The sequence below is a fragment of the Streptomyces scabiei 87.22 genome, assembly GCF_000091305.1.
GTDB classification, from domain to species: domain Bacteria; phylum Actinomycetota; class Actinomycetes; order Streptomycetales; family Streptomycetaceae; genus Streptomyces; species Streptomyces scabiei.
On record NC_013929.1, the window covers coordinates 1,087,939 to 1,108,933 of the forward strand.

The 20,995-nt window shown below is 73.4% G+C and carries 17 protein-coding genes and 1 riboswitch; of the genes, 14 read left to right on the plus strand and 3 right to left on the minus strand.

Features of this window, described 5'->3' with window-relative positions; translation table 11 throughout:
* Positions 1-175: 175 nt before the first annotated feature.
* The 10 genes from SCAB_RS04570 to SCAB_RS04615 all read left to right on the plus strand — a co-directional run bounded on the left by SCAB_RS04570 (position 176) and on the right by SCAB_RS04615 (position 10,400).
* Positions 176-364, plus strand: coding sequence for a ferredoxin (locus SCAB_RS04570; RefSeq protein WP_012998879.1), 189 nt, complete (start codon positions 176-178; stop codon positions 362-364).
* A 5-nt stretch (positions 365-369) separates the two neighbouring features.
* Positions 370-1,560 carry an NAD(P)/FAD-dependent oxidoreductase gene (locus SCAB_RS04575; RefSeq protein ID WP_037726817.1) on the plus strand — a complete coding sequence of 397 codons (1,191 nt, stop codon included), beginning with the start codon at positions 370-372 and terminating at the stop codon, positions 1,558-1,560.
* Between the two features lie 14 nt (positions 1,561-1,574).
* Complete coding sequence (locus tag SCAB_RS04580; protein WP_012998881.1) at positions 1,575-2,387, plus strand: acetoacetate decarboxylase family protein; 813 nt, start codon at positions 1,575-1,577, stop codon at positions 2,385-2,387.
* Positions 2,388-2,510: 123 nt separating this feature from the next.
* Positions 2,511-3,971, plus strand: a complete 1,461-nt coding sequence (locus SCAB_RS04585; protein WP_012998882.1) for an aldehyde dehydrogenase — start codon at positions 2,511-2,513, stop codon at positions 3,969-3,971.
* Complete coding sequence (locus SCAB_RS04590) at positions 3,964-4,869, plus strand: 3,4-dihydroxyphenylacetate 2,3-dioxygenase (RefSeq protein WP_012998883.1); 906 nt, start codon at positions 3,964-3,966, stop codon at positions 4,867-4,869. Before SCAB_RS04585 ends, SCAB_RS04590 begins: the two co-directional genes overlap by 8 nt.
* Positions 4,870-4,880: 11 nt before the next feature.
* A complete protein-coding gene (locus SCAB_RS04595; RefSeq protein WP_012998884.1) occupies positions 4,881-5,726 on the plus strand; it encodes a fumarylacetoacetate hydrolase family protein in 846 nt (281 codons plus the stop codon).
* 57 nt (positions 5,727-5,783) lie between these two features.
* Positions 5,784-6,434: a TetR/AcrR family transcriptional regulator gene (locus SCAB_RS04600; protein WP_012998885.1), complete on the plus strand. Its 651-nt coding sequence runs from the start codon at positions 5,784-5,786 to the stop codon at positions 6,432-6,434.
* 205 nt (positions 6,435-6,639) lie between these two features.
* On the plus strand, positions 6,640-8,097 hold the full coding sequence (locus tag SCAB_RS04605; RefSeq protein WP_012998886.1) for an APC family permease: 1,458 nt from the start codon (positions 6,640-6,642) through the stop codon (positions 8,095-8,097).
* A gap of 111 nt (positions 8,098-8,208) precedes the next feature.
* Entirely contained in the window at positions 8,209-9,702 is a 1,494-nt protein-coding gene (locus tag SCAB_RS04610) for an aldehyde dehydrogenase (protein ID WP_012998887.1), read from the plus strand.
* Positions 9,699-10,400 carry a gamma-glutamyl-gamma-aminobutyrate hydrolase family protein gene (locus SCAB_RS04615; protein ID WP_012998888.1) on the plus strand — a complete coding sequence of 234 codons (702 nt, stop codon included), beginning with the start codon at positions 9,699-9,701 and terminating at the stop codon, positions 10,398-10,400. The genes SCAB_RS04610 and SCAB_RS04615 overlap by 4 nt, the downstream gene beginning before the upstream one ends.
* 54 nt (positions 10,401-10,454) lie before the next feature.
* On the opposite strand, the gene cobN is transcribed toward SCAB_RS04615, so the two are convergent.
* Positions 10,455-14,084, minus strand: a complete 3,630-nt coding sequence (gene cobN / locus SCAB_RS04620) for a cobaltochelatase subunit CobN (protein WP_012998889.1) — start codon at positions 14,082-14,084, stop codon at positions 10,455-10,457.
* A gap of 90 nt (positions 14,085-14,174) precedes the next feature.
* Positions 14,175-14,251, minus strand: a riboswitch (cobalamin riboswitch).
* Positions 14,252-14,362: 111 nt separating this feature from the next.
* Here cobN and cobG point away from each other — a divergent pair.
* The 3 genes from cobG to SCAB_RS04635 all read left to right on the plus strand — a co-directional run bounded on the left by cobG (position 14,363) and on the right by SCAB_RS04635 (position 17,918).
* Complete coding sequence (gene cobG / locus SCAB_RS04625; protein ID WP_037726820.1) at positions 14,363-15,697, plus strand: precorrin-3B synthase; 1,335 nt, start codon at positions 14,363-14,365, stop codon at positions 15,695-15,697.
* A 101-nt stretch (positions 15,698-15,798) separates the two neighbouring features.
* On the plus strand, positions 15,799-16,431 hold the full coding sequence (locus SCAB_RS04630) for a precorrin-8X methylmutase (protein WP_037727038.1): 633 nt from the start codon (positions 15,799-15,801) through the stop codon (positions 16,429-16,431).
* The gene (locus tag SCAB_RS04635; RefSeq protein ID WP_012998892.1) at positions 16,428-17,918 is read left to right on the plus strand and encodes a precorrin-2 C(20)-methyltransferase; all 1,491 of its coding nucleotides are present in this window, start codon (positions 16,428-16,430) and stop codon (positions 17,916-17,918) included. The genes SCAB_RS04630 and SCAB_RS04635 overlap by 4 nt, the downstream gene beginning before the upstream one ends.
* Before the next feature lie 31 nt (positions 17,919-17,949).
* Here the strand turns inward: SCAB_RS04635 and SCAB_RS04640 are convergent, their stop codons facing one another.
* Complete coding sequence (locus tag SCAB_RS04640) at positions 17,950-18,693, minus strand: cobalt-precorrin-6A reductase (RefSeq protein WP_012998893.1); 744 nt, start codon at positions 18,691-18,693, stop codon at positions 17,950-17,952.
* Between the two features lie 18 nt (positions 18,694-18,711).
* Here SCAB_RS04640 and SCAB_RS04645 point away from each other — a divergent pair, with 18 nt between their 5' ends.
* Positions 18,712-19,869, plus strand: coding sequence for a cobalt-precorrin-5B (C(1))-methyltransferase (locus SCAB_RS04645; protein WP_012998894.1), 1,158 nt, complete (start codon positions 18,712-18,714; stop codon positions 19,867-19,869).
* 114 nt (positions 19,870-19,983) lie between these two features.
* Here SCAB_RS04645 and SCAB_RS04650 read toward each other — a convergent pair whose 3' ends face one another.
* Complete coding sequence (locus SCAB_RS04650) at positions 19,984-20,985, minus strand: ABC transporter substrate-binding protein (protein WP_012998895.1); 1,002 nt, start codon at positions 20,983-20,985, stop codon at positions 19,984-19,986.
* Between the last annotated feature and the right edge of the window lie 10 nt (positions 20,986-20,995).

The window sequence follows — 20,995 nt, forward strand, 5'->3', positions numbered from 1 at the left end:
GCCAAACGATAAGAATGTCTCCAGCGGCCCGCAAGGGGTCTACCCCAAAAAAATTATCCACCTGGACAGGTATTGACCAGGGGGTGGCGGCTTCCTATGTTGTTTGAAGCCAAACGAGATGCCCACCGTCGGCTCCCCACCCCGCCCGACGCCCTGATTCCCAGGAGGACCGGCCATGAAGGTCGTCGTCGACATGAACAAGTGCCAGGACCACGGGCAGTGCGTCTTCGCCGCCCCCGACGTCTTCCAGCTCGACGAGAACGGGCACCTGGCCTACGTCAGCGACCCCGACGACGCGCTCCTCGACGAGGTCGAGGAAGCCGCCGACGTCTGTCCGCTCCAGGCCATCCGGATCGAGGGCTGAGCACCATGACAGGACGCGTGGTCGTCGCGGGTGCCTCGATGGCCGGTCTGCGCGCCGCCGAGCAGCTGCGGGCGGCGGGCTGGACCGGGCACGTCACCGTCGTCGGCGACGAGCCGCACATGCCCTACAACCGGCCCCCGCTCTCCAAGGAGGTGCTGGCCGGGAAGGCGCCCTTCGAGTCGCTGGCCTTCCGCCCCCGCGCGAGCGTGGCCGACGTGGAGTGGAGGCTCGGCACGAAGGCCGTCGCCGCGCGCCTCGACGAGCGGAGCGTGGACCTCGACGACGGCTCCACGCTGTCGTACGACGCCCTGGTCGTCGCCACCGGTATGCGGCCCCGCCGCCTCGCCTGCCCCGGTCCGCTCGCCGGCCGCCACACGGTCCGTACGCTGGCCGACGCGCAGGGCCTGCGCGAGGAGCTGACCCGGCCCGGTGCCCGGGTGGTCGTGATCGGCGCCGGGTTCATCGGCTGCGAGGTCGCCGCCACGGCGGTGGGGCTCGGTGTCGCCGAGGTGACCGTGGTCGATCCGCTGCCGCTGCCCATGGTCGGTCCGCTCGGTGAGCTGCTCGGGCGCGCGCTGCTGCGGCGGCACGAGGAACGCGGGGTGCGGTTCGCGCTCGGCACGGGCGTCGCCGGGTTCGAGGGCGGGGACCGGGTCACGGGTGTGGTGCTCGGCGACGGGAGGGTCCTGCCCGCCGACGTGGTGGTGGAGTCGGTCGGCTCGGTCGCCAACGTCGAGTGGCTGGAGGGCAACGGCCTGGACCTGTCCGACGGCGTGCTCACCTGCGAGCAGCTCCGGGTCGGCGGGCGGCCCGAGGTGGTCGCCGTCGGCGACGTCGCCCGCTTCCCCAACGCCCGCTACGACGGCGTGCCCCGCCGGGTCGAGCACTGGTCGATCCCCACGGACACCGCCAAGCACGCGGCGAAGGTCCTCACCGGCGCCGAACCGCCCCCCTTCGCACCACTGCCGACGTTCTGGAGCGACCAGCACGACTTCCGGCTCCAGTCCTTCGGCGCGCCGGTCCTCGGCCGGGACGACGTACGGGTCCTGCAGGGCGACCCCGCCGGGGACGTCCTGGCCGGCTACCACCACCGCGGCCGGCTGGTCGGGGTCGTCGCGCTCGGCGGCCCCGCCACCGTGTCCGCCGCCGCCCGCCACCGCGCCGAACTGCTCCAGCAGCCCGCCCTCACCGCGTAAGGATCCCCCTGACCATGACCAGTGTCCGTGGATACTTCCACCCCAAGACGGCGAGCGGTGCCTCGTCGCTGATCCCGTCGCCGCCGTGGCGCTACTCGGGCGACCTGCTCACCGTCGAGTACCGGACGGATCCCGCGCGGGTGCGTGAACTGCTGCCCGAGCCCCTGGAACTGGCCGAGGAGGACCCCGGCGCGGTCGCGCTGATCTGGGCCGACTGGCAGTCCTGCTCGGCCTCGGGCGCGGAGCTGCTCGACCCGGTGCTCTCCCAGTACAAGGAGGCCTTCGCGGTCGTCCGCTGCCGGTACAAGGGGCAGACCTACTCGCGGTGCGTCCACATCTGGGTCGACAAGGACTTCGCCATCGCGCGCGGGCTGCACCAGGGGTACCCGAAGAAGCTCGGGTCCATCCACCAGACGCGGCCGCACCCGCTGGGACCCGCGCCGCGGATCGAGGCGGGCGCCCGGTTCGGGGCGACGCTGGCCGCGGCCGACCGGCGTCTGGCCCAGACGGTCGTCACTTTGCGGGAGCCCTCGGAGACGAACGGCTTCGTCAACGCCCACCCGATGGCCCACCACCGGTGGCTGCCGTCGATCGAGAAGGGCAAGGGGCTGGCGCTGGACGAGCTGATCGAGACCGGGGCGGCGTCCTTCGAGGGCGGACAGTCCTGGGTGGGCGAGGCCGAGCTGGAGCTGTTCGAGGCGCCGACGGAGGAGCTGGCCCGGCTGTCGGTCGAGGAGCCGATCGCCGCGTACTACCGGCAGGTGGGGGTCGTCTGGGACGGCGGACGGCTGCTGGAGTCCGGGACATCGGAAGCGGCCGCCGAGTGAGGCGCGCCAGCGGCCGCGGCCTGTCCGTGGCCGGTCGCGCCCGCGCGGCGGAGCCGCAGGTCGACACAGCCCCGCGCCTCCGGGTCGGCGGGTCCCTCCCCTCCTGAGAAGGAAGCCCCTTTCATGACCGACAAGATCACCGTCGCCGGAGTCCCCGTCGACACCCGGCACTGGATCGGCGGGCGGCGCGTCGCCTCCGCCGGGACCTTCACCGACGTCTCCCCCATCGACGGCCGCGTCCTCGGCGAGATCGCCCGCGGTGGACCGGCCGAGGTCGAGGCCGCCGTCGCCGCCGCCCGCGAGGCGTTCCCCGCCTGGGCCGCCACCGATCGCGCCGAACGCGCCCGTGTCCTGCACGCCATCGCCGACGGGGTCGACAAGCGCCTCGAAGAGCTGGCGATCGTCGAGACCCACGACAACGGGGCGCTGCTGCGCTCGCACCGGCGGGGTGTGATGCCGCGGGTGGCGCACAACTTCCGGTTCTTCGCCGACTGGCTGCTCACGCTCGCGCACGAGGACTTCGAGACGCGCGGACACACCAACAGGGTGAGCTGGGACCCGGCGGGGCCGTCGGTGCTGATCACCCCGTGGAACGCGCCGCTGATGCTGGCCACCTGGAAGGTCGCCCCGGCCCTCGCCGCCGGCAACACGGTGATCCTCAAGCCCGCCGAGTGGACCCCGCTGACCGCCTCGCTGCTGGCGGACATCGCCGCCGAGGCGGGACTGCCCGCCGGGGTCCTCAACGTCGTCCAGGGGTACGGCTCGGAGATCGGTGACGCGCTCACCTCGCACCCGGACGTGCGGCGGATCAGCTTCACCGGGTCGGTGCCCACGGCCAAGCGGATCGCCGCCTCGGCGGCGCCGAACCTCACCCCGCTCAGCCTCGAACTGGGCGGCAAGTCGCCGCTGCTGGTGTTCGCGGACGCCGACCTGGACCTGGCCGTGGACCTCGCGGTGGAGCAGTACGACAACGCCGGGCAGGTCTGCCTGGCGGCCACCCGGTTCCTGGTCGAGGAGTCGGTCGCCGAGGAGTTCACCCGGCGGTTCGTGGAGCGGGCCTCGGCGCTGACGCAGGGCGACCCGCGCGAGGAGACCACCGACATAGGGCCCAACATCCATCCCCGGCAGCTGGAGAAGATCGACGGCTTCGTGCGGCGGGCCGTTGCCGACGGGGCCCGGGTGGTCGTCGGCGGGCACCCCGGGGAGGGGCAGTACTACGCCCCCACCCTGCTCACCGATGTCGCCCAGGACTCGGAGATCGTGCAGGAGGAGGTCTTCGGGCCGGTCCTGACCCTGCAGACCTTCACCGACGAGGACGAGGCGGTCCGGCTCGCCAACGACACCCGCTTCGGCCTGGCCGCCACCCTGGCCACCGGCGACACCGAGCGCGCCGCCCGGGTGACCGAGCGGCTGGTGGCGGGCACGGTGTGGGTGAACTGCTTCTTCGTCCGCGACCTCCAGGCGCCCTTCGGCGGCTCCCGGCACTCCGGGGTCGGCCGGGAGGGCGGCACCTGGAGCTTCGACTTCTACTGCGACGTGAAGAACACCGTCACCGCACCGAACGGATGGACCGACCATGGGTGAGATCGTCGGGGCGGGGCTCCTGGCCCACGTCCCCACCATCGTGCTGCCGGAGGCCGACCGGCTGGAGCTGAACGAGGGCAAGGAGATCACCCTCGTCACCGGACTGCGGCAGCTGCGCGAGGACGTCTTCTCCCGCGACGACTACGACACCGTCGTGGTCCTCGACTCGCACTGGGCGACGACCGTGGAGTTCGTGGTCACCGCGCAGGCGCGCCGGGCCGGTCTCTTCACCTCCGAGGAGCTGCCGCGCGGGATGTGCCGGATGCCGTACGACTTCCCAGGCGACCCCGAACTGGCCCGGAACATCGAGCGGTTCGCGGACGAGCACGGCACCTGGATCACCGCGATCGAGGACGAGTACCTGCCGATCTACTACGCCACGATCAACCTGTGGAAGTTCCTCGGCGAGGGCCTGCCCGACAAGCGCTGGGTGACCATCGGCGTCTGCCAGACCGGCGACATGGAGGACCATCTGCGGCTGGGACGGGCGCTCGCCGACGGCATCGCCGCCACCCCCGGCCGGCGGGTCCTGATCATCGCCTCCGGCGCCCTCTCCCACACCTTCTGGCCGTTGCGCGAGCTGCGCGACCACGAGGCCAGCGACCCGGTGCACATCCGGACGCCCGAGGCCCGGGCGGCGGACCTGGAGCGGATCGCCTGGTTCAAGGAGGGCCGGCACGACAAGGTCCTCGACACCATGGACGAGTTCTGGAAGTACAAGCCCGAGGCCAGGTTCTACCACTACCTGATGATGGCCGGCGCGCTCGGCGAACAGGACTGTGTCGCCACGGCCCGGCAGTACGGGGAGTACGAGAACTCCATCGGCACCGGCCAGGTGCACCTGTGGTTCGACCGCCCCGCCGCCGGCTGGACCGGCACCCCTCACCGACTCCCCTAGGAAGGCCAGCCATGCCCGAGTACCGCCGCATCCTCCTCGACGGGGCCACCGTCGAGGTCACCGTCGACGGCGACGAACTGGTTGCCGGGGACGGCCGCCGCGTCAAGATCGAGGAGGCCCACCACCTTCCGCCGGTCGTACCGTCGAAGGTGATCGCCGTCCACCTCAACCACCGCAGCCGGGTCGACGAGTTTCAGATCGATCTGCCGGAGACACCCACCTACTTCCACAAGCCGACCTCCTCCCTCAACGGCCACCGGGGCGCGATCGTCCGCCCCGACGGCTGCAAGTGGCTCAACTACGAGGGCGAGGTCGCCATCGTCATCGGCAGGACCGCGCGGAACATCGCGCCCGAGGACGCGGGCGCGTACATCGCCGGCTACACGGTCGCCAACGACTACGGTCTGCACGACTTCCGTGACACCGACGCCGGTTCGATGCTGCGGGTGAAGGGGTCCGACACCCTGTGCCCGCTCGGCCCCGGACTCGTCACCGACTGGGACTTCCACGGCAAGCGGCTGCGGACGTACGTCAACGGCGAGGTCGTCCAGGACGGTACGACGGACGAGATGAAGTGGGACATGCACTACCTCGTCGCCGACATCGCCCGCACCATCACGCTGTACCCGGGGGACGTCCTGCTCTCCGGCACCCCGGCCAACTCCCGGCCCGTGCAGCCCGGCGACGTCGTCGAGGTGGAGGTGGAGGGCCTCGGCCGGCTCACCAACCACATCGTCACCGGCCCCACCCCCGTACGCGCCGACGTCGGCGCACAGCCCACGGAGTCCGAGGAAGTGCTGTCCACGGCGCTCGGCGGCGACTGGGAGTTCCGTGGCGTCCGCCCGCCCCGGCGGTGATCCCGGCGGCCGGACGGGCCGGCGGCGGGCGGAGGGCGGGCGGGTAGGGTCACGCGCATGACCGACTCCGCCGACGCCCCCGCGAGCCGACGGCCACGCAAGCGCCTCCACTACGGCGAGGGGCGGGAAGCCCTGCTGAACGCCGCCGTGCGCGTGGTGGCGCGGGGCGGACTGCGCCGGCTCACCTACCGGGCCGTCGCGGAGGAGGCGGGGGTCACCCACGGGCTGGTCGTGCACCACTTCGGCTCGCGCGACGCCCTGATCGAGGAGGCCCTGGCCCACACCATCCGCTCCTCGCTCGACACCAGCTCCCTGGAACCGGGCACCGGCGAGGTCGCGGACTTCTCCATCGGCCTGTCGGAGATGGTCACGGCCGACCCGGACACCCAGGCGTTCCAGTACGAGCTGCTGCTGGAGTCCCGGCGCCGGCCGGAGCTGCTGCCCCAGATCCGCGAGCTGTACGACGAGTACTTCGACGCGGCCCGGCGCGAGCTGGGCCGGATGCTGCCCGTCGGCGCGGACAAGGCGCTGGCCCGGCTGGTCTTCGCCGCGCTGGACGGTCTCGTGCTGCACCAGCTCGTCTTCGACGAGCCGGAGGTCACGGAGGAGGCCGTGGAGGAGCTGCGCGCCCTGCTGCGGCTGCTCCACGCCGACGGCGGCGCGTCCGGCGGGCACGGCACGGACGAGACCGGCGACCCCGGCGCGTAGCCGCCGACCCGAGCGGTCATGGCCCCGGACGTGCGACGTCCGGGGCCTTCCGGCATGCCCGCGCGGGCATGCCGGAAGGCCCGGGGAAGCCCGCCGAAAATCTTCACGGAACCCCTTGCCAATCGGATAGTTCGGGCTCACGATGAGGCAACTCGTTTGGGTCTAAACGAATCCCATCCCTCCCCGTCCCCGACAGGTGATCCGAGTGGACAGTCAGACGGCGGTCGCCCCGCACAGCTCGCACGATCCATCCACGGCAGGCAGGCTCAAGCCCGATTCCCTCGGCGTCCTGGGCATCCTCTTCTTCGTCCTCTCCGCCCAGGCCCCGCTCACCGGCATCGCCGGAGCCGTCCCCATCGCCGTCGTCATCGGCAACGGGGCCGGTGTCCCGGCCGCGTACATCGCGGCCGGCGTGGTGATCCTGCTGTTCTCCATCGGCTTCGTCACGATGGGCCGCCACGTCGTGGACGCGGGCGCCTTCTACACGTACATCGGCAAGGGGCTGGGCCGCACGACGGGCTCCGGCAGCGCCGGCGTCGCGCTCTTCGCGTACTGCGCCATCCAGGCCGCGATGTACGGCCTCTACGGCGCGACCGTGAGCGGCCTCGTCGCGCACTACGCCGACGTGACGATCGCCTGGTGGGTGTGGGCGCTGGTCACCATGGTGGTGGTCCAGGTCCTCGGCGCCGCCGGGATCGAGATGGGCGCCAAGCTGCTGGCCGTGTTCGTCCTCGCGGAGTTCAGCATCCTGATCGCCTTCGCCTTCGTGACCTTCTTCAAGGGCGGCGGCCCCGAAGGGCTCGGCCTCGCCGACAGCTTCTCCCCGGACGCGGCGCTCCAGGGCGCCCCCGGAGTGGCGCTGATGTTCGCCGTGGCGTCGATGTTCGGCTTCGAGGCGACCGCCATCTACGGCGAGGAGGCCAAGGAGCCGAGGAAGACGGTCCCGCGGGCCACCTACCTCTCGGTCGCGGTGGTCACCGGCTTCTTCGCCTTCACCTCCTGGATGCTGGTCTCCGCGCACGGCGCGTCCCGGGCCACGGCGGAGGCGGGCAAGGCCCTGGAGGGCGGCGACGCGGCGGGCTGGGTCTTCGCCCCCATCGCGGCGGAGTTCGGCGCCTGGACCGGCGACGTGCTGCCCGTCCTGCTGGCCACCTCGCTGTTCGCCGGCATCCTCGCGTTCCACAACAGCGCCAACCGCTACCTGTTCTCCCTGGGCCGCGAAGGACTGCTGCCGCGCGGGCTGACCTCCCTCAACGGGCGTCACTCCCCCTGGGCGGCCGGCATCGTCCAGACCGTGATCGCGGCGGCTCTGGTCGTCCCGTTCGCCCTGCTGGGCAAGGACCCCGTGCTGACGCTGTTCTCCTGGTTCAGCGGGGTGGCCGTGCTCGCGATGATGCTCCTGTACTTCCTGACGTCGGTGTCCGTGGTCGTCTTCTTCCGCCGCTCCCGCGCCGACACCCGGCCCTGGAACACGCTGATCGCCCCCGTCCTGGGCGCGCTCGGCATCGCCTGGGCCATCTGGCTGATCATCGAGAACTTCACCACGCTCATCGGCGGCGACCCGACCACCGCCCTGTGGCTGCAGCTGACCGTGCCCGTGGTCCTGGTGCTCGGTCTCGTCGCGGCGATGGTGACCCGGAACAGGCAGCCGGCCGCGGACTGACCCCCGGCTGCCACGGACCGGTCCCGGCCGCCGCCACCGCCCTGCCGCCACCGGTGCGGGCCCCGCACACCGAACACCCCGCACACCGCACAAGGAATGAGGAGAGCCGAGATGCCCGCCGCCCTCGCCCACGACGACCTGCTCCGCCGCGCCGAGGAGCTGGACCTCCCCAGCCGGCACCACATCGACGGGGCGGACGAACCGGGCGGGGGCGCATCCTTCGCCGTCGTGTCACCCCGCGACGGCAGGACCCTCGTCGAGGTGGCCGACGCGCACGGCGCCGAGGTCGACCTGGCCGTGGCCGCCGCCCGCCGCGCCTTCGACCGCGGCCCCTGGCCCCGTATGGCCCCCGCCGACCGCGGCCGGATCCTGCTGCGCGTCGCCGACCTCCTGGAGGAACGGCGCCGGGAGCTGGCCCTGACCATCACCCTGGAGATGGGCAAGCCGTACGGGGAGGCGCACGACATCGAACTGCGCGCCGCGATCACCACCTTCCGCTGGTACGGGCAGCTGGCGGACAAGCTCACCGACGAGTCGCCCCACACCGCCCCCGACGCCCTGGCCCTGGTCACCCGTGAACCCGCGGGTGTGGTGGGCGCGGTGGTGCCGTGGAACTTCCCCCTGACCCTGGCGAGCTGGAAGGTCGCCCCGGCGCTGGCGGCGGGCTGCACGGTCGTCCTGAAGCCTTCGGAGAACTCCCCGCTGTCCGCCCTGCTGCTGGGCCGGATCGCCACCGAGGCCGGACTGCCGCCGGGCGTCCTCAACGTCGTCACCGGTGACGGGCCGACCGCCGGGCGGGCCATCGGGCTCCACCCCGACGTGGACGTCCTGGCCTTCACCGGCTCCACGGCCGTCGGCCGGCACTTCCTGCACTACGCCGCCGACTCCAACCTCAAGCGGGTCTGGCTGGAACTGGGCGGCAAGTCCCCCAACATCATCCTTCCCGACGCCCCCGACCTGGAGAAGGCGGCCGCCACCGCCGCCTGGGGCATCTTCTTCAACCAGGGCGAGATGTGCACGGCCCCCTCCCGGCTGCTGGTGCACTCCTCGGTCGCCGAACGCGTCACCGAGGCCGTCGTCGCCCGCGCCCGGGAGCTGCGCGTCGGCGACCCGCTCGACCCGGCCACCGAGATGGGCGCCCTGGTCCGCGAGGCGCACCTCGAACGGGTCCTCGGCCACATCGACGCGGGCGTCGGCGACGGCGCGCGGCTGCGGGCCGGCGGCGAACGCGTCCTGGCCGAGACCGGCGGCAGCTATCTGCGGCCCACCGTCTTCGACCGGGTGGACCCCGGGATGCGGCTGGCCCGCGAGGAGATCTTCGGCCCCGTCCTGTCCGTCCTGACCTTCGACGACCTCGACGAGGCGGTACGGCTCGCCAACGACACCGAGTACGGCCTCGCCGCCGGCCTGTGGACCTCCGACCTGTCCACCGCCCACCGCGTCTCCCGCGCCCTGCGGGCCGGCACGGTCTGGGTGAACTGCTACGAGGAGGGCGACCTGACCGTCCCCTTCGGCGGCATGAAGCAGTCGGGCAACGGCCGCGACAAGTCCGCCCACGCCATCGAGAAGTACACCGAACTGAAGACCACCTGGATCCAGCTGTGACCCGGCCCCTGATCGCGGTCCCCGCCCGTTTCGCCGCCACGACCTCCGCGCTGCGGTACGCCGCCGAGGTCAACGCCCGCGCCCTGATCGAGGCCGTCTGGCGGGCGGGCGGCGAACCCGCGGGCATCCACCCGGCCGCCGGCGGAACGGCCGCCCGCCTGGCCCGCTTCGACGGCGTCCTCCTGCCCGGCGGCGGCGACCTCGCCCCGCACCGCTACGGCGCGGGCAGCACCCACGCCAGCGTGTACGACGTCGACGAGGTCCAGGACACCTTCGACCTCGACGTCGCTCGCGCCGCCCTGGAGTCGGGCCTCCCGCTGCTGGCGGTCTGCCGGGGCCTGCAGGTCGTCAACGTCGCCCTCGGCGGCACCCTGGAGCAGGACATGGGCGGCCCCGAACACGAACACCGCCACCTCGTGCACCCGGTGGCGCTCCGGCGCGGCACGCTGCTGGAGCGGGTCACCGGCGCGCAGAAGGTGGAGGCGTCCTGCTACCACCACCAGCGGGTGGACCGGCTGGGCGAGGGCCTGGAAGTCACGGCCCGCGCCGCCGACGGCACCGCGGAAGGTCTCGAACTCCCGGGCGCCACCGGCTGGTTCACGGCCGTGCAGTGGCACCCCGAGGACACCGCCGGGGAGGACCCGGCGCAGCAGGCCCTCTTCGACGCCCTCGTCCGGGCCGCCGGCGACCGGCGCTGACCCGGGCCGTACTACGACGACGGCCCGGACCTGTCGGTCCGGGCCGCGCCGCCGTCAGTCCTCGCCGCCCTCCAGGTCGCCCTCGGTCTCCAGGTACACCTGCCGCAGGCCCTCCAGCACCGCCGGGTCGGGCTTCTCCCACATGCCGCGCGACTCCGCCTCCAGCAGCCGCTCGGCGATGCCGTGCAGGGCCCAGGGGTTCGCCTGCTGGAGGAACTCCCGGTTGGTCTCGTCCAGGACGTACGTCTCGGTGAGCTTGTCGTACATCCAGTCGGCGATCACGCCGGTGGTGGCGTCGTAGCCGAACAGGTAGTCGACGGTGGCGGCGAGTTCGAAGGCGCCCTTGTAGCCGTGGCGGCGCATCGCCTCGATCCACTTGGGGTTGACCACGCGGGCGCGGAAGACCCGGGAGGTCTCCTCGACCAGGGTGCGGGTGCGGACCGTCTCGGGGCGGGTGGAGTCGCCGATGTACGCCTCGGGGGCGGTGCCGCGCAGGGCGCGGACGGTGGCCACCATGCCGCCGTGGTACTGGAAGTAGTCGTCGGAGTCGGCGATGTCGTGCTCGCGGGTGTCGGTGTTCTTCGCGGCCACCTCGATCCGCTTGTAGGCGGTCTCCATCTCCTCGCGGGCCGGACGGCCGTCCAGTTCGCGGCCGTAGGCGTAACCGCCCCAGACCGTGTAGACCTCGGCGAGGTCGGCGTCGGTGCGCCAGTCGCGGGAGTCGATGAGCTGGAGCAGTCCGGCGCCGTACGTGCCGGGCCGGGAGCCGAAGATCCGGGTGGTGGCCCGGCGTTCGTCGCCGTGCTCGGCGAGGTCGGCCTGGACGTGGGCGCGGACGTGGTTGGCCTCGGCCGGCTCGTCCAGGGAGGCGGCGAGGCGTACGGCGTCGTCGAGCAGGCCGACGGTGTGCGGGAACGCGTCGCGGAAGAAGCCCGAGATGCGCAGGGTGACGTCGACGCGGGGGCGGCCCAACTCCTCGGCGGGGACGGCCTCCAGGCCGGTCACCCGGCGCGAGGCGTCGTCCCAGACCGGGCGGACACCGAGCAGGGCAAAGGCCTCGGCCACGTCGTCGCCGGCCGTGCGCATGGCGCTGGTGCCCCACAGCGAGAGGCCCACGGAGGTGGGCCATTCGCCGTTGTCGGCGCGGTAGCGCTCCAACAGGGAGTCGGCGAGGGCCTGGCCGGTCTCCCAGGCGAGGCGGGAGGGGACGGCCTTGGGGTCGACGGAGTAGAAGTTGCGGCCCGTCGGCAGGACGTTGACCAGGCCCCGCAGCGGGGAGCCGGAGGGACCGGCCGGGACGAAGCCGCCGTTCAGGGCGTGCACGGTGTGGTCGAGTTCGGCCGTGGTCGCGGCGAGCCGGGGCACGACCTCGCGGGCGGCGAACTCCAGGATCGCGGCGACCTGTTCGCCGTGCTCGGTGGGAACGGCGGCGAGGTCCCAGCCCGCGTCCTCCATCGCCTGGACCAGCGCCCGGGCCTTCTCCTCCGCCTCGTCGGCGGTCGTCCGGGTCGCGGCGGACTCGTCGAGGCCGAGCGCCTCGCGCAGGCCGGGCAGGGCGGTGGTGCCGCCCCAGATCTGGCGGGCGCGGAGCACGGCGAGGACCAGGTTGACGTGGTCGGCGCCGGTCGGCGGGTTGCCGAGGACGTGCAGGCCGTCGCGGATCTGGGCGTCCTTGACCTCGCAGAGCCAGCCGTCGACGTGCAGCAGGAAGTCGTCGAAGCCGTCGTCCTCGGGGCGGTCGTTCAGCCCCAGGTCGTGGTCGAGCTTGGCGGCCTGGATGAGGGTCCAGATCTGGGCGCGGATCGCGGGGAGCTTCGCCGGGTCCATGGAGGAGATCTGGGCGTACTCGTCGAGGAGCTGCTCCAGGCGCGCGATGTCGCCGTAGGAGTCGGCGCGGGCCATCGGCGGCACGAGGTGGTCGACGAGGGTGGCGTGGACGCGGCGCTTGGCCTGGGTGCCCTCGCCCGGGTCGTTGACCAGGAACGGGTAGACCAGGGGCAGGTCGCCGAGGGCGGCGTCGGGGCCGCAGGCGGCGGACAGGCCCGCGTTCTTGCCGGGCAGCCACTCCAGGTTGCCGTGCTTGCCGAGGTGGATCATCGCGTCGGCGCCGAAACCGCCGTCGTCGGCGCGGGCCGCGATCCAGCGGTAGGCGGCCAGGTAGTGGTGCGAGGGCGGCAGGTCCGGGTCGTGGTAGATCGCGATCGGGTTCTCGCCGAAGCCGCGCGGCGGCTGGATGAGGATCAGCAGGTTGCCGAAGCGCAGGGCCGCGAGGACGATGTCGCCCTCCGGGTTGGCGCTGCGGTCGACGAACATCTCGCCGGGCGCCGGGCCCCAGTGCTCCTCGACGGAGGCGCGCAGTTCCTCGGGGAGTCCGGCGTACCAGCGACGGTAGTCGGCCGCCGGGATGCGGACCGGGTTGCGGGCCAGCTGCTCCTCGGTCAGCCAGTCCTGGTCGTGGCCGCCGGCCTCGATGAGGGCGCGGATCAGCTCGTCGCCGTCGCCGGAGGCCAGTCCGGGGACGTCGGCGCCCCCGAAGTCGTAGCCCTCGTCGAGCAGTCGGCGCAGCAGGGCGACCGCGCTGGCGGGGGTGTCCAGGCCGACCGCGTTGCCGATGCGGGAGTGCTTGGTCGGGTAGGCGGACAGGACGAGCGCGAGGCGCTTGTCGGCGTTGGCGATGTGGCGAAGGCGTGCGTGGCGTACGGCGATCCCGGCGACGCGGGCGGCGCGCTCGGGGTCGGCGACATAGGCGGGGAGGCCGTCCGCGTCGATCTCCTTGAAGGAGAACGGGACGGTGATCAGGCGGCCGTCGAACTCCGGGACGGCGATCTGGCTGGCCGCGTCGAGCGGGGAGACGCCCTCGTCGTTCTCCTCCCAGACGGAGCGCGAACCGGTCAGGCACAGGGCCTGGAGGATCGGCACGTCGAGGCCGGTCAGGGCGCCCGCGTCCCAGGACTCGTCGTCGCCGCCGGCGGACGCCTCGGCGGGCTTGGTGCCGCCCGCGGCGAGGACGGTGGTCACGATGGCGTCGGCGGCGCGGAGTTCCTCGATCAGCTCGGGCTCGGGGGCGCGCAGGGAGGCCACGTACAGCGGGAGCGCGCGGGCGCCCTTGTCCTCGATCGCCTCGCACAGGGCGCCCACGAAGGCGGTGTTGCCGCTCATGTGGTGGGCCCGGTAGTAGAGCACGGCGACGGTCGGGCCGTCGGTACCCTCACGCGGGGTGCGCTCCAGCGGGCCCCAGGACGGCGCGGGCGCGGGGGCCTCGAAGCCGTGCCCGGTGAGCAGGACGGTGTCGGAGAGGAAGCGGGCCAGCTGCTCCAGGTTGGCGGGGCCGCCGTGGGCGAGATAGGCGTGGGCCTCGGCGGCGATGCCGACCGGGACCGTGGAGGCGGCCATCAGCTGGGCGTCGGGGGCCTGTTCACCGGTGAGGACGACGACCGGGCGGCCGTCGGCGAGCAGCAGGTCGAGGCCGTCCTGCCAGGCCCGGATGCCACCGAGGAGGCGGACGACGACCAGGCCGGTGCCGTCGAGGAGGTCCGGGAGGTCCTCCAGCGCGATCCGGGAGGGGTTGGCGAAGCGGTACGGGACCGGGCCGGCCGCCGCACGGGCGCTGAGCAGGTCGGTGTCGGAGGTCGACAGGAGCAGGATGCGGGGCTGCGTCGAGCGCTCCCCGGGCGATGGCTGCATGCGGCTGCTGGCCTTCCTCGGGGTCCGCGCCCCGGGCGGTGTCGGATCGGAGTCTCCCCTGCTCGGACGGACCGAGAGGTACGGGGAAGGGAGTTCCTGACTCGCCCGCCCCTCCTGGGACGGACTCACAGTGGCGGGACCGCGCCGGACTCACACCGGGCTTCCTCCCCTAGGGAATGCGACGACAGACCCTAGCGCCGTGGTGGCGTAGGCGGACCGGATGATCCGCCAATCAGCATAGTAAGGGTCGCCTCAAAAGGGCGGAGAGTACGTCCCCGATGCCGGTGGGTATGCTCGCGGCCATGTCCACGCCTCCCGTCCGATCATCGTCCCAGGCCACAGCGGCCACACGGGACCGTGGCGACGCCTGCCCGGGGACGCTGCGGCTGCACGCGGCGGACGACGGGGCGCTGGCTCGGGTCCGGGTGCCCGGCGGTGTACTGACCACGCGCCAGGCCGAGGCGCTCGCGGAGGCGGCAGGGCGGCTCGGCGACGGTGATCTTCACCTCACTTCCCGCGGCAATGTTCAATTGCGGGGGCTGGCCGAAGGCTGCGGGGGCGAGCTGGCCGCGTCGCTGGACGCGGCCGGGCTGATGCCGTCCGCCGGGCACGAACGGGTGCGCAACATCGTCGCCTCGCCCCTGTCCGGCCTCGACGGACGCGGTCTGCGCGACGTACGGCCCTGGCTGTCCGCCCTCGACGGCGCGCTGTGCGCGAGCGAGGCGGCGCGGGAGTTGTCGGGTCGCTTCCTGTTCGCGCTCGACGACGGGCGGGGCGATGTGGCCGCGCTGGACGCCGATGTGACCGTCCGGGCGGCCGAGGACGGTGGTGCGCTGCTGAGCCTGGGCACGGCCGGCGAGAGCCTGGCGGTCTCAGGTGCGGACGCGTCCCGCGCCGCGCTGACCGCCGCCGAGACCTTCCTGGAGGCGGCGAGGGAGAGCGGGGCCCGCGTGTGGCGGGTGACCGAACTCCCCTTCCAGGACGGGCTGCTCCGCCGGGTCCGGGACCGGCTGGCCGCTGCCGGGGTCGGGGTCGGCTCGGTGAGCCGGGGCCGTGCCGAGAGCGTGACAGCCGGGGCCGAGGGCGGCCCGCCACCGGGAGCCGTCGCCGACGCCCTCTCCGTACACGCCCCGCTTGGTCGCCTCACCCCTCTCCAGTGGCGGGAGTTGACCGCCCTCGCGGTCGCGACACCGTGCCGTGAGCTGCGGCTGACCCCGTGGCGCGGAGTCGTCGTACCAGCACCCGGCCTGAGCGAGGAGCAGGCGGCCGACGCGCTTGCCCGGCTCTCGGTGACCGGCCTCGTCACCGATCCGGCCTCCCCCTGGCTGGGTGTCGGTGCCTGTATCGGAAGGCCCGGCTGTGCGAAGTCCCGGGCGGACGTGAGGGCGGACGCGACCGAGAGCCTGGCGGCAGCCGGACGCGCGGAACTCCCCCTGTACTGGTCCGGTTGCGAGCGCCGCTGCGGCCATCCCCGGGGCGGACGGATCGACGTGGTGGCGGTGGAGGGCGGCGGCTACGAGCTCTCCCGCACCGCCCCCGGCCAGAGCCCTCGCACCGCGCCCATGACGGACCCGTCCCGACTCGCCGCCGCCTTGGGGGAGATCACCCCCTAGAAGCCGAAAAGCCGTACGACACGGCCCCGATGACGCGCACGACCCGCACGACCCGCACGAACGATCCCCGTACGCCGACCGAGAGCAGCGAGAAGACCACCGTGACCACCTACGACTACGAGAAGGACGGCCCGGCGATCTACCGGCAGTCCTTCGCCACCATCCGCGCGGAGGCGGACCTCGCGGCGCTGCCCGCCGACGTCAGCCAGGTCGCGGTGCGGATGATCCACGCCTGCGGAATGGTCGACCTCGTGCGGGACCTGGCGTACACGCCCGGCGTGGTGGCCCGCGCCCGCGAGGCCCTGCGGGCCGGGGCGCCCGTCTTCACGGATGTGCAGATGGTGGCCAGCGGGGTGACCCGCAAGCGGCTGCCCGCCGACAACGACGTGCTGTGCACGCTCTCCGCGCCGGGCGTCCCGGAGCTGGCGGCGAAGCTGGGCACCACGCGCAGCGCCGCCGCGCTGGAGCTGTGGCGGGACCGGCTGGAGGGAGCGGTCGTGGCCGTCGGCAACGCGCCCACCGCGCTGTTCCGGCTGCTGGAGATGATCGAGGAGGGCGCCCCCCGGCCCGCCGCCGTCATCGGTGTGCCGGTCGGGTTCGTCGGCGCCGCGGAGTCCAAGGACGCGCTGGCGGAGCACCCCTCGGGACTGGAGTACCTCGTCGTACGCGGCCGGCGGGGCGGCAGCGCCATCGCCGCCGCCGCGCTCAACGCGATCGCGAGTGAGGAAGAGTGAGCGGGAAGCTGTACGGCGTCGGGCTCGGCCCCGGCGACCCGTCCCTGATGACCGTCCGGGCCGTCGAGGTCATCTCCGAGGCGGATGTGATCGCGTACCACAGCGCCCGGCACGGCCGATCCATCGCCCGCTCGATCGCCGCGAAGCACCTGCGCGACGACCACATCGAGGAACGGCTGATGTATCCGCTGACCACGGAGACCACCGACCACCCGGGCGGGTACAAGGGCGCGATGGAGGACTTCTACGAGGAGGCGTCGGCCCGCCTGGCCGCCCATCTGGACGCCGGGCGCACGGTCGCGGTCCTCGCGGAGGGCGACCCGCTCTTCTACGGCTCCTACATGCACATGCACAAGCGGCTGGTCGACCGCTACGACACCGAGGTGATCCCCGGTGTCACGTCCGTCTCGGCCGCCGCGGCCCGCCTCGGCACACCGCTCGTCGAGGGCGAGGAGGTGCTGACGATCCTGCCGGGCACCCTGCCCGAGGAGGAGCTGACCGCGCGGCTCGCCGCGACCGACGTGGCCGTGGTGATGAAGCTGGGGCGGACCTTCGCCAAGGTGCGCGGCGCGCTGGCGAGTTCGGGTCGGCTGGCCGAGGCCCACTACGTCGAGCGCGCCACCATGCCCGGTGAGCGCATCGGTGAACTGGCTGACGTGGACCCGGAGTCGGTGCCGTACTTCTCGGTGGCCGTACTGCCCAGCCAGGTCGACGCCGAACGGCCCGCGGCCCGGGAGCGGGGCGAGGTCGTCGTGGTCGGCACCGGGCCCGCCGGTCCGCTGTGGCTGACACCCGAGACGCGGGGGGCGCTCGCCGCCGCCGACGACCTCGTCGGCTACACCACCTATCTGGACCGGGTGCCCCGGCGGGCTGGGCAGGTGCGGCACGGCTCGGACAACCGGGTCGAGTCGGAGCGCGCCGAGTTCGCCCTCGACCTGGCCCGGCGCGGGCGCCGGGTCGCGGTCGTCTCCGGCGGCGACCCGGGGGTCTTCGCCATGGCGACGGCCGTGCTGGAGGTCGCCGCGCAGGAGGAGTACGCGGACGTGCCGGTGCGGGTGCTGCCGGGGGTGACCGCCGCCAACGCGGCCGCCGCCCGCGCGGGCGCCCCGCTGGGCCACGACTACGCCACGCTCTCCCTCTCCGACCGGCTCAAGCCGTGGGAGGTCATCGCCGAGCGGCTGCGCGCGGCGGCCTCGGCGGATCTGGTGCTGGCGCTGTACAACCCCGGTTCGCGCAGCCGTACCTGGCAGGTGGGCAAGGCGCGTGAGCTGCTCCTCGAACACCGGGCGCCGGACACCCCGGTCGTGGTCGCGCGGGACGTGGGCGGCTCCGGCGAGCGCGTACGGATCGTGACGCTGGCCGACCTGGACCCGGCCGAGGTCGACATGCGGACGATCCTGCTGGTCGGCTCCTCGCAGACCCGGGTGGTCCGGCGCGGGGACGGGGAGCAGATCGTGTGGACGCCCCGCCGGTACCCGGAGGGGTGAGCGGGGCGCGGGCGGGTACGGCGCCGGGGCGTCAGCGGGGCAGCCGCGCGCGCACCCAGCGGGCCGCCGCGTCCGGGTCCGCCACCACGGTGACGCCCTCCGGCACGGGCGGCCGGCGCACCACGACGACCGGCAGCCCGGCCTCCCGCGCGGCGGTCAGCTTCGGCGCGGTGGCCGCTCCCCCGCTGTCCTTGGTGACGACGACGTCGATGCGGTGGCGGCTCAGCAGGTCCCGCTCGCCGTCGAGGGTGAACGGTCCCCGGTCGAGCAGCACCTGCGTCCGGGCCGGGTACGGGGCCTCGGGGGCGTCGACGGACCGGACGAGGAACCACAGGCCCTCCAGGGCGGCGAACGCGGCCAGCCCCATGCGCCCGGTGGTGAGGAACACGCGGTGGCCGAGCGTGGGCAGCAGCCGCGCCGCCTCCGGCAGTGAGCCGACGTCGTGCCAGTCGTCGCCGGGGCCCGGCACCCAGCCGGGCCGCCGGAGCGCGAGCAGGGGAACATGGGTGGTGGCGGCCGCCCGTGCCGCGTGGAAACTCATGGTCCCGGCGAAAGGATGGGTGGCGTCGATGAGCGCGTCCACGCCGTGCTCGCGCAGCCAGGCGGCCAGCCCCTCGGCCCCGCCGAAGCCGCCGACGCGGACCTCGCCCGGGGGCAGCCGGGGGCTGGCGACCCGTCCGGCGAGCGAGCTGGTCAGCCGCAGGCCGGGGGTGTCGTGCAGCAGCTCGGCCAGGCGGCGGGCCTCCGTGGTTCCGCCGAGTATCAGTACGTGCATGGAAGTCCGGGTCCGATCATGAGCAGTGACGAGAAGCAGGGTGCCGGCGGGGCCGGCGGTGCGGCGGCGGGCGGTCGCGCGGCCCAACTCAAGCACACCGGTCTGCGCCCCGGATGGACCACCGGTGCCTGTGCGACCGCCGCCACCACGGCCGCGTACACCGCGCTGCTGACCGGCGAGTTCCCCGACCCGGTGACGATCACCCTGCCGAAGGGGCAGACCCCGGCGTTCGCGCTGGCGGCCGAGGAGCTGGCCGGTGACAGCGCGACGGCGGGGATCGTGAAGGACGCGGGCGACGACCCGGACGTCACGCACGGCGCGCTGGTCCGGGCCACGGTACGGCGGCTGCCCGCCGGGGCGGGGGTGGTCTTCCGGGCCGGTCCCGGGGTGGGGACGGTCACCCGGCCGGGCCTGCCCCTCGCGGTCGGCGAGCCCGCGGTGAACCCGGTCCCCCGGCAGATGATGCGGGACCATGTCGCCGAGGTGGCCGCCCGCCACGGCGGCAGCGGCGACGTCGAGATCACCGTCTCCGTCGACCACGGCGAGGAGATCGCCCGCTCCACCTGGAACCCCCGTCTGGGCATCCTCGGCGGTCTCTCCATCCTGGGCACGACCGGGATCGTGGTCCCGTACTCCTGCTCGGCGTGGATCGACTCCATCCGGCGGGGCGTCGACGTGGCCCGGGCGGCCGGGCGCACGCACCTCGCCGGGTGCACCGGGTCGACGTCGGAGAAGACGGTCGTCGCCGAGTACGCGCTGCCCGAGGACGCGCTGCTCGACATGGGCGACTTCGCGGGGGCGGTCCTGAAGTACGTGCGCCGGCACCCCGTGGACCGGCTCACGGTCTGCGGCGGTTTCGCCAAGCTCTCCAAGCTCGCCGCCGGCCATCTCGACCTGCACTCCGCGCGCTCCCAGGTCGACAAGGGCTTCCTCGCGGAGCTGGCCCGGCGCGGCGGCGCGGACGAGACGCTGGCCGCCGAGGTGGCCGGCGCCAACACCGGGCTCGCCGCCCTCCAGCTGTGCGTGGCGGCCGGGGTGGCGCTCGGCGACCTGGTCGCGGTGGCGGCCCGTGACGAGGCCCTCGCCGTCCTCCGGGGCGCGCCCGTCGCGGTCGACGTCCTCTGCATCGACCGGGCGGGCACGGTCGTGGGCCGCAGCGGGGTGCGTCACCCCTAGGGCCCTTCTGACGGCTCTCCGCGGCGTCGCGACGCCCGGCACGCCCTCTCGCGGCACGCCGAGAGCAAGCACCGACCGCCGCTCCTTCCCCCACGGAGACCCGTGAGAAGGGCCCTAGCCGACCGTCCGCAGGTAGGCGCCGAGGCGGGCGACGGCCGACGGGTTGCGGGGGCTCTCGACGAGGTCGGCGTAGTCGAGGACGAAGATCCGCCGGTGTTTGATCGCGGAGACGTCGCGCAGCGGGGCGTAGGAGAGCAGGAACTTCTTCTTCTGCTCGGCGCCGACGTCGCCGTAGTCGCAGATCACGATGGTGTCGGGGTTGCGCCGGACGACGCTCTCCCAGCCGACGGTGGTCCAGGAGTCCTCGACGTCGTGCATGACGTTGACGCCGCCGGCCTCGGTGATGATCTGCTCGGGCGCGGCGTAACGGCCGGAGGTGAAGGGCTGGTCCTGGCCGCTGTCGTAGAGGAAGACCGTGGGCTTCTTCGCGGGCGCCTGCGCGTGCACGGCGGCGATCTCCTTCTTGAACCCGGCGATCAGCGTGGCCGCCCGCTTCTCGACGCCGAACAGCTTCCCGAGGTTGGTGAGGTCGGTGTAGAGGGCGTCGAGGGGCGGCATGATGCCCCGCGAGGTCTCGGTACGGCCGTTGCGGCAGGACTCGGTGAGGACGTACGAGGGGATGCCGAGCTTCTTCAGGGCGTCGGGGGTGAAGCCGGCGTCCTCGCGGAAGCCGTAGTTCCAGCCGGCGAAGACGAGGTCCGCCTCGGCGTCGAGCACGTTCTCCTTGGTGAGCTGGTCCTTCGACAGCCACTTCACCTTGCCGTAGCCGTTCTTCCAGGGCACGTCGCTCAGGTCGCCCTTGTCGTCGGGCATGGCGTAACCGGCCATGCGGTCCTCCAGGCCGAGGGCGAACATCAGCTCGGTGATCCCGACGTCGTTGGTGACCACGCGCTCTGGGACCCTGTCGAAGGTGATCTTCCGGCCGCAGTTGGTGAGGGTGACGGCCTTCCCGGCGGACGCGGCCCTGCCGTCCGCGGGCGGTTCCACGGTCGCCCCGCATCCGGTGACCGCGGCGGTCGCGGCGAGGCAGAGGGCGGTGGCGAGCAGCTTGCGCATGAGGGGTCCT

What these genes read in the sequence shown, in the direction of transcription:
- cobN (WP_012998889.1), bottom strand. Translation starts at nt 14,084, where the DNA reads ATGCAGCCATCGCCCGGGGAGCGCTCGACGCAGCCCCGCATCCTGCTC.
- cobG (WP_037726820.1), top strand. Translation starts at nt 14,363, where the DNA reads ATGCCGGTGGGTATGCTCGCGGCCATGTCCACGCCTCCCGTCCGATCA.
- SCAB_RS04575 (WP_037726817.1), top strand. Translation starts at nt 370, where the DNA reads ATGACAGGACGCGTGGTCGTCGCGGGTGCCTCGATGGCCGGTCTGCGC.
- SCAB_RS04645 (WP_012998894.1), top strand. Translation starts at nt 18,712, where the DNA reads ATGAGCAGTGACGAGAAGCAGGGTGCCGGCGGGGCCGGCGGTGCGGCG.
- SCAB_RS04595 (WP_012998884.1), top strand. Translation starts at nt 4,881, where the DNA reads ATGCCCGAGTACCGCCGCATCCTCCTCGACGGGGCCACCGTCGAGGTC.
- SCAB_RS04580 (WP_012998881.1), top strand. Translation starts at nt 1,575, where the DNA reads ATGACCAGTGTCCGTGGATACTTCCACCCCAAGACGGCGAGCGGTGCC.
- SCAB_RS04585 (WP_012998882.1), top strand. Translation starts at nt 2,511, where the DNA reads ATGACCGACAAGATCACCGTCGCCGGAGTCCCCGTCGACACCCGGCAC.
- SCAB_RS04590 (WP_012998883.1), top strand. Translation starts at nt 3,964, where the DNA reads ATGGGTGAGATCGTCGGGGCGGGGCTCCTGGCCCACGTCCCCACCATC.
- SCAB_RS04600 (WP_012998885.1), top strand. Translation starts at nt 5,784, where the DNA reads ATGACCGACTCCGCCGACGCCCCCGCGAGCCGACGGCCACGCAAGCGC.
- SCAB_RS04640 (WP_012998893.1), bottom strand. Translation starts at nt 18,693, where the DNA reads ATGCACGTACTGATACTCGGCGGAACCACGGAGGCCCGCCGCCTGGCC.
- SCAB_RS04570 (WP_012998879.1), top strand. Translation starts at nt 176, where the DNA reads ATGAAGGTCGTCGTCGACATGAACAAGTGCCAGGACCACGGGCAGTGC.
- SCAB_RS04650 (WP_012998895.1), bottom strand. Translation starts at nt 20,985, where the DNA reads ATGCGCAAGCTGCTCGCCACCGCCCTCTGCCTCGCCGCGACCGCCGCG.
- SCAB_RS04610 (WP_012998887.1), top strand. Translation starts at nt 8,209, where the DNA reads ATGCCCGCCGCCCTCGCCCACGACGACCTGCTCCGCCGCGCCGAGGAG.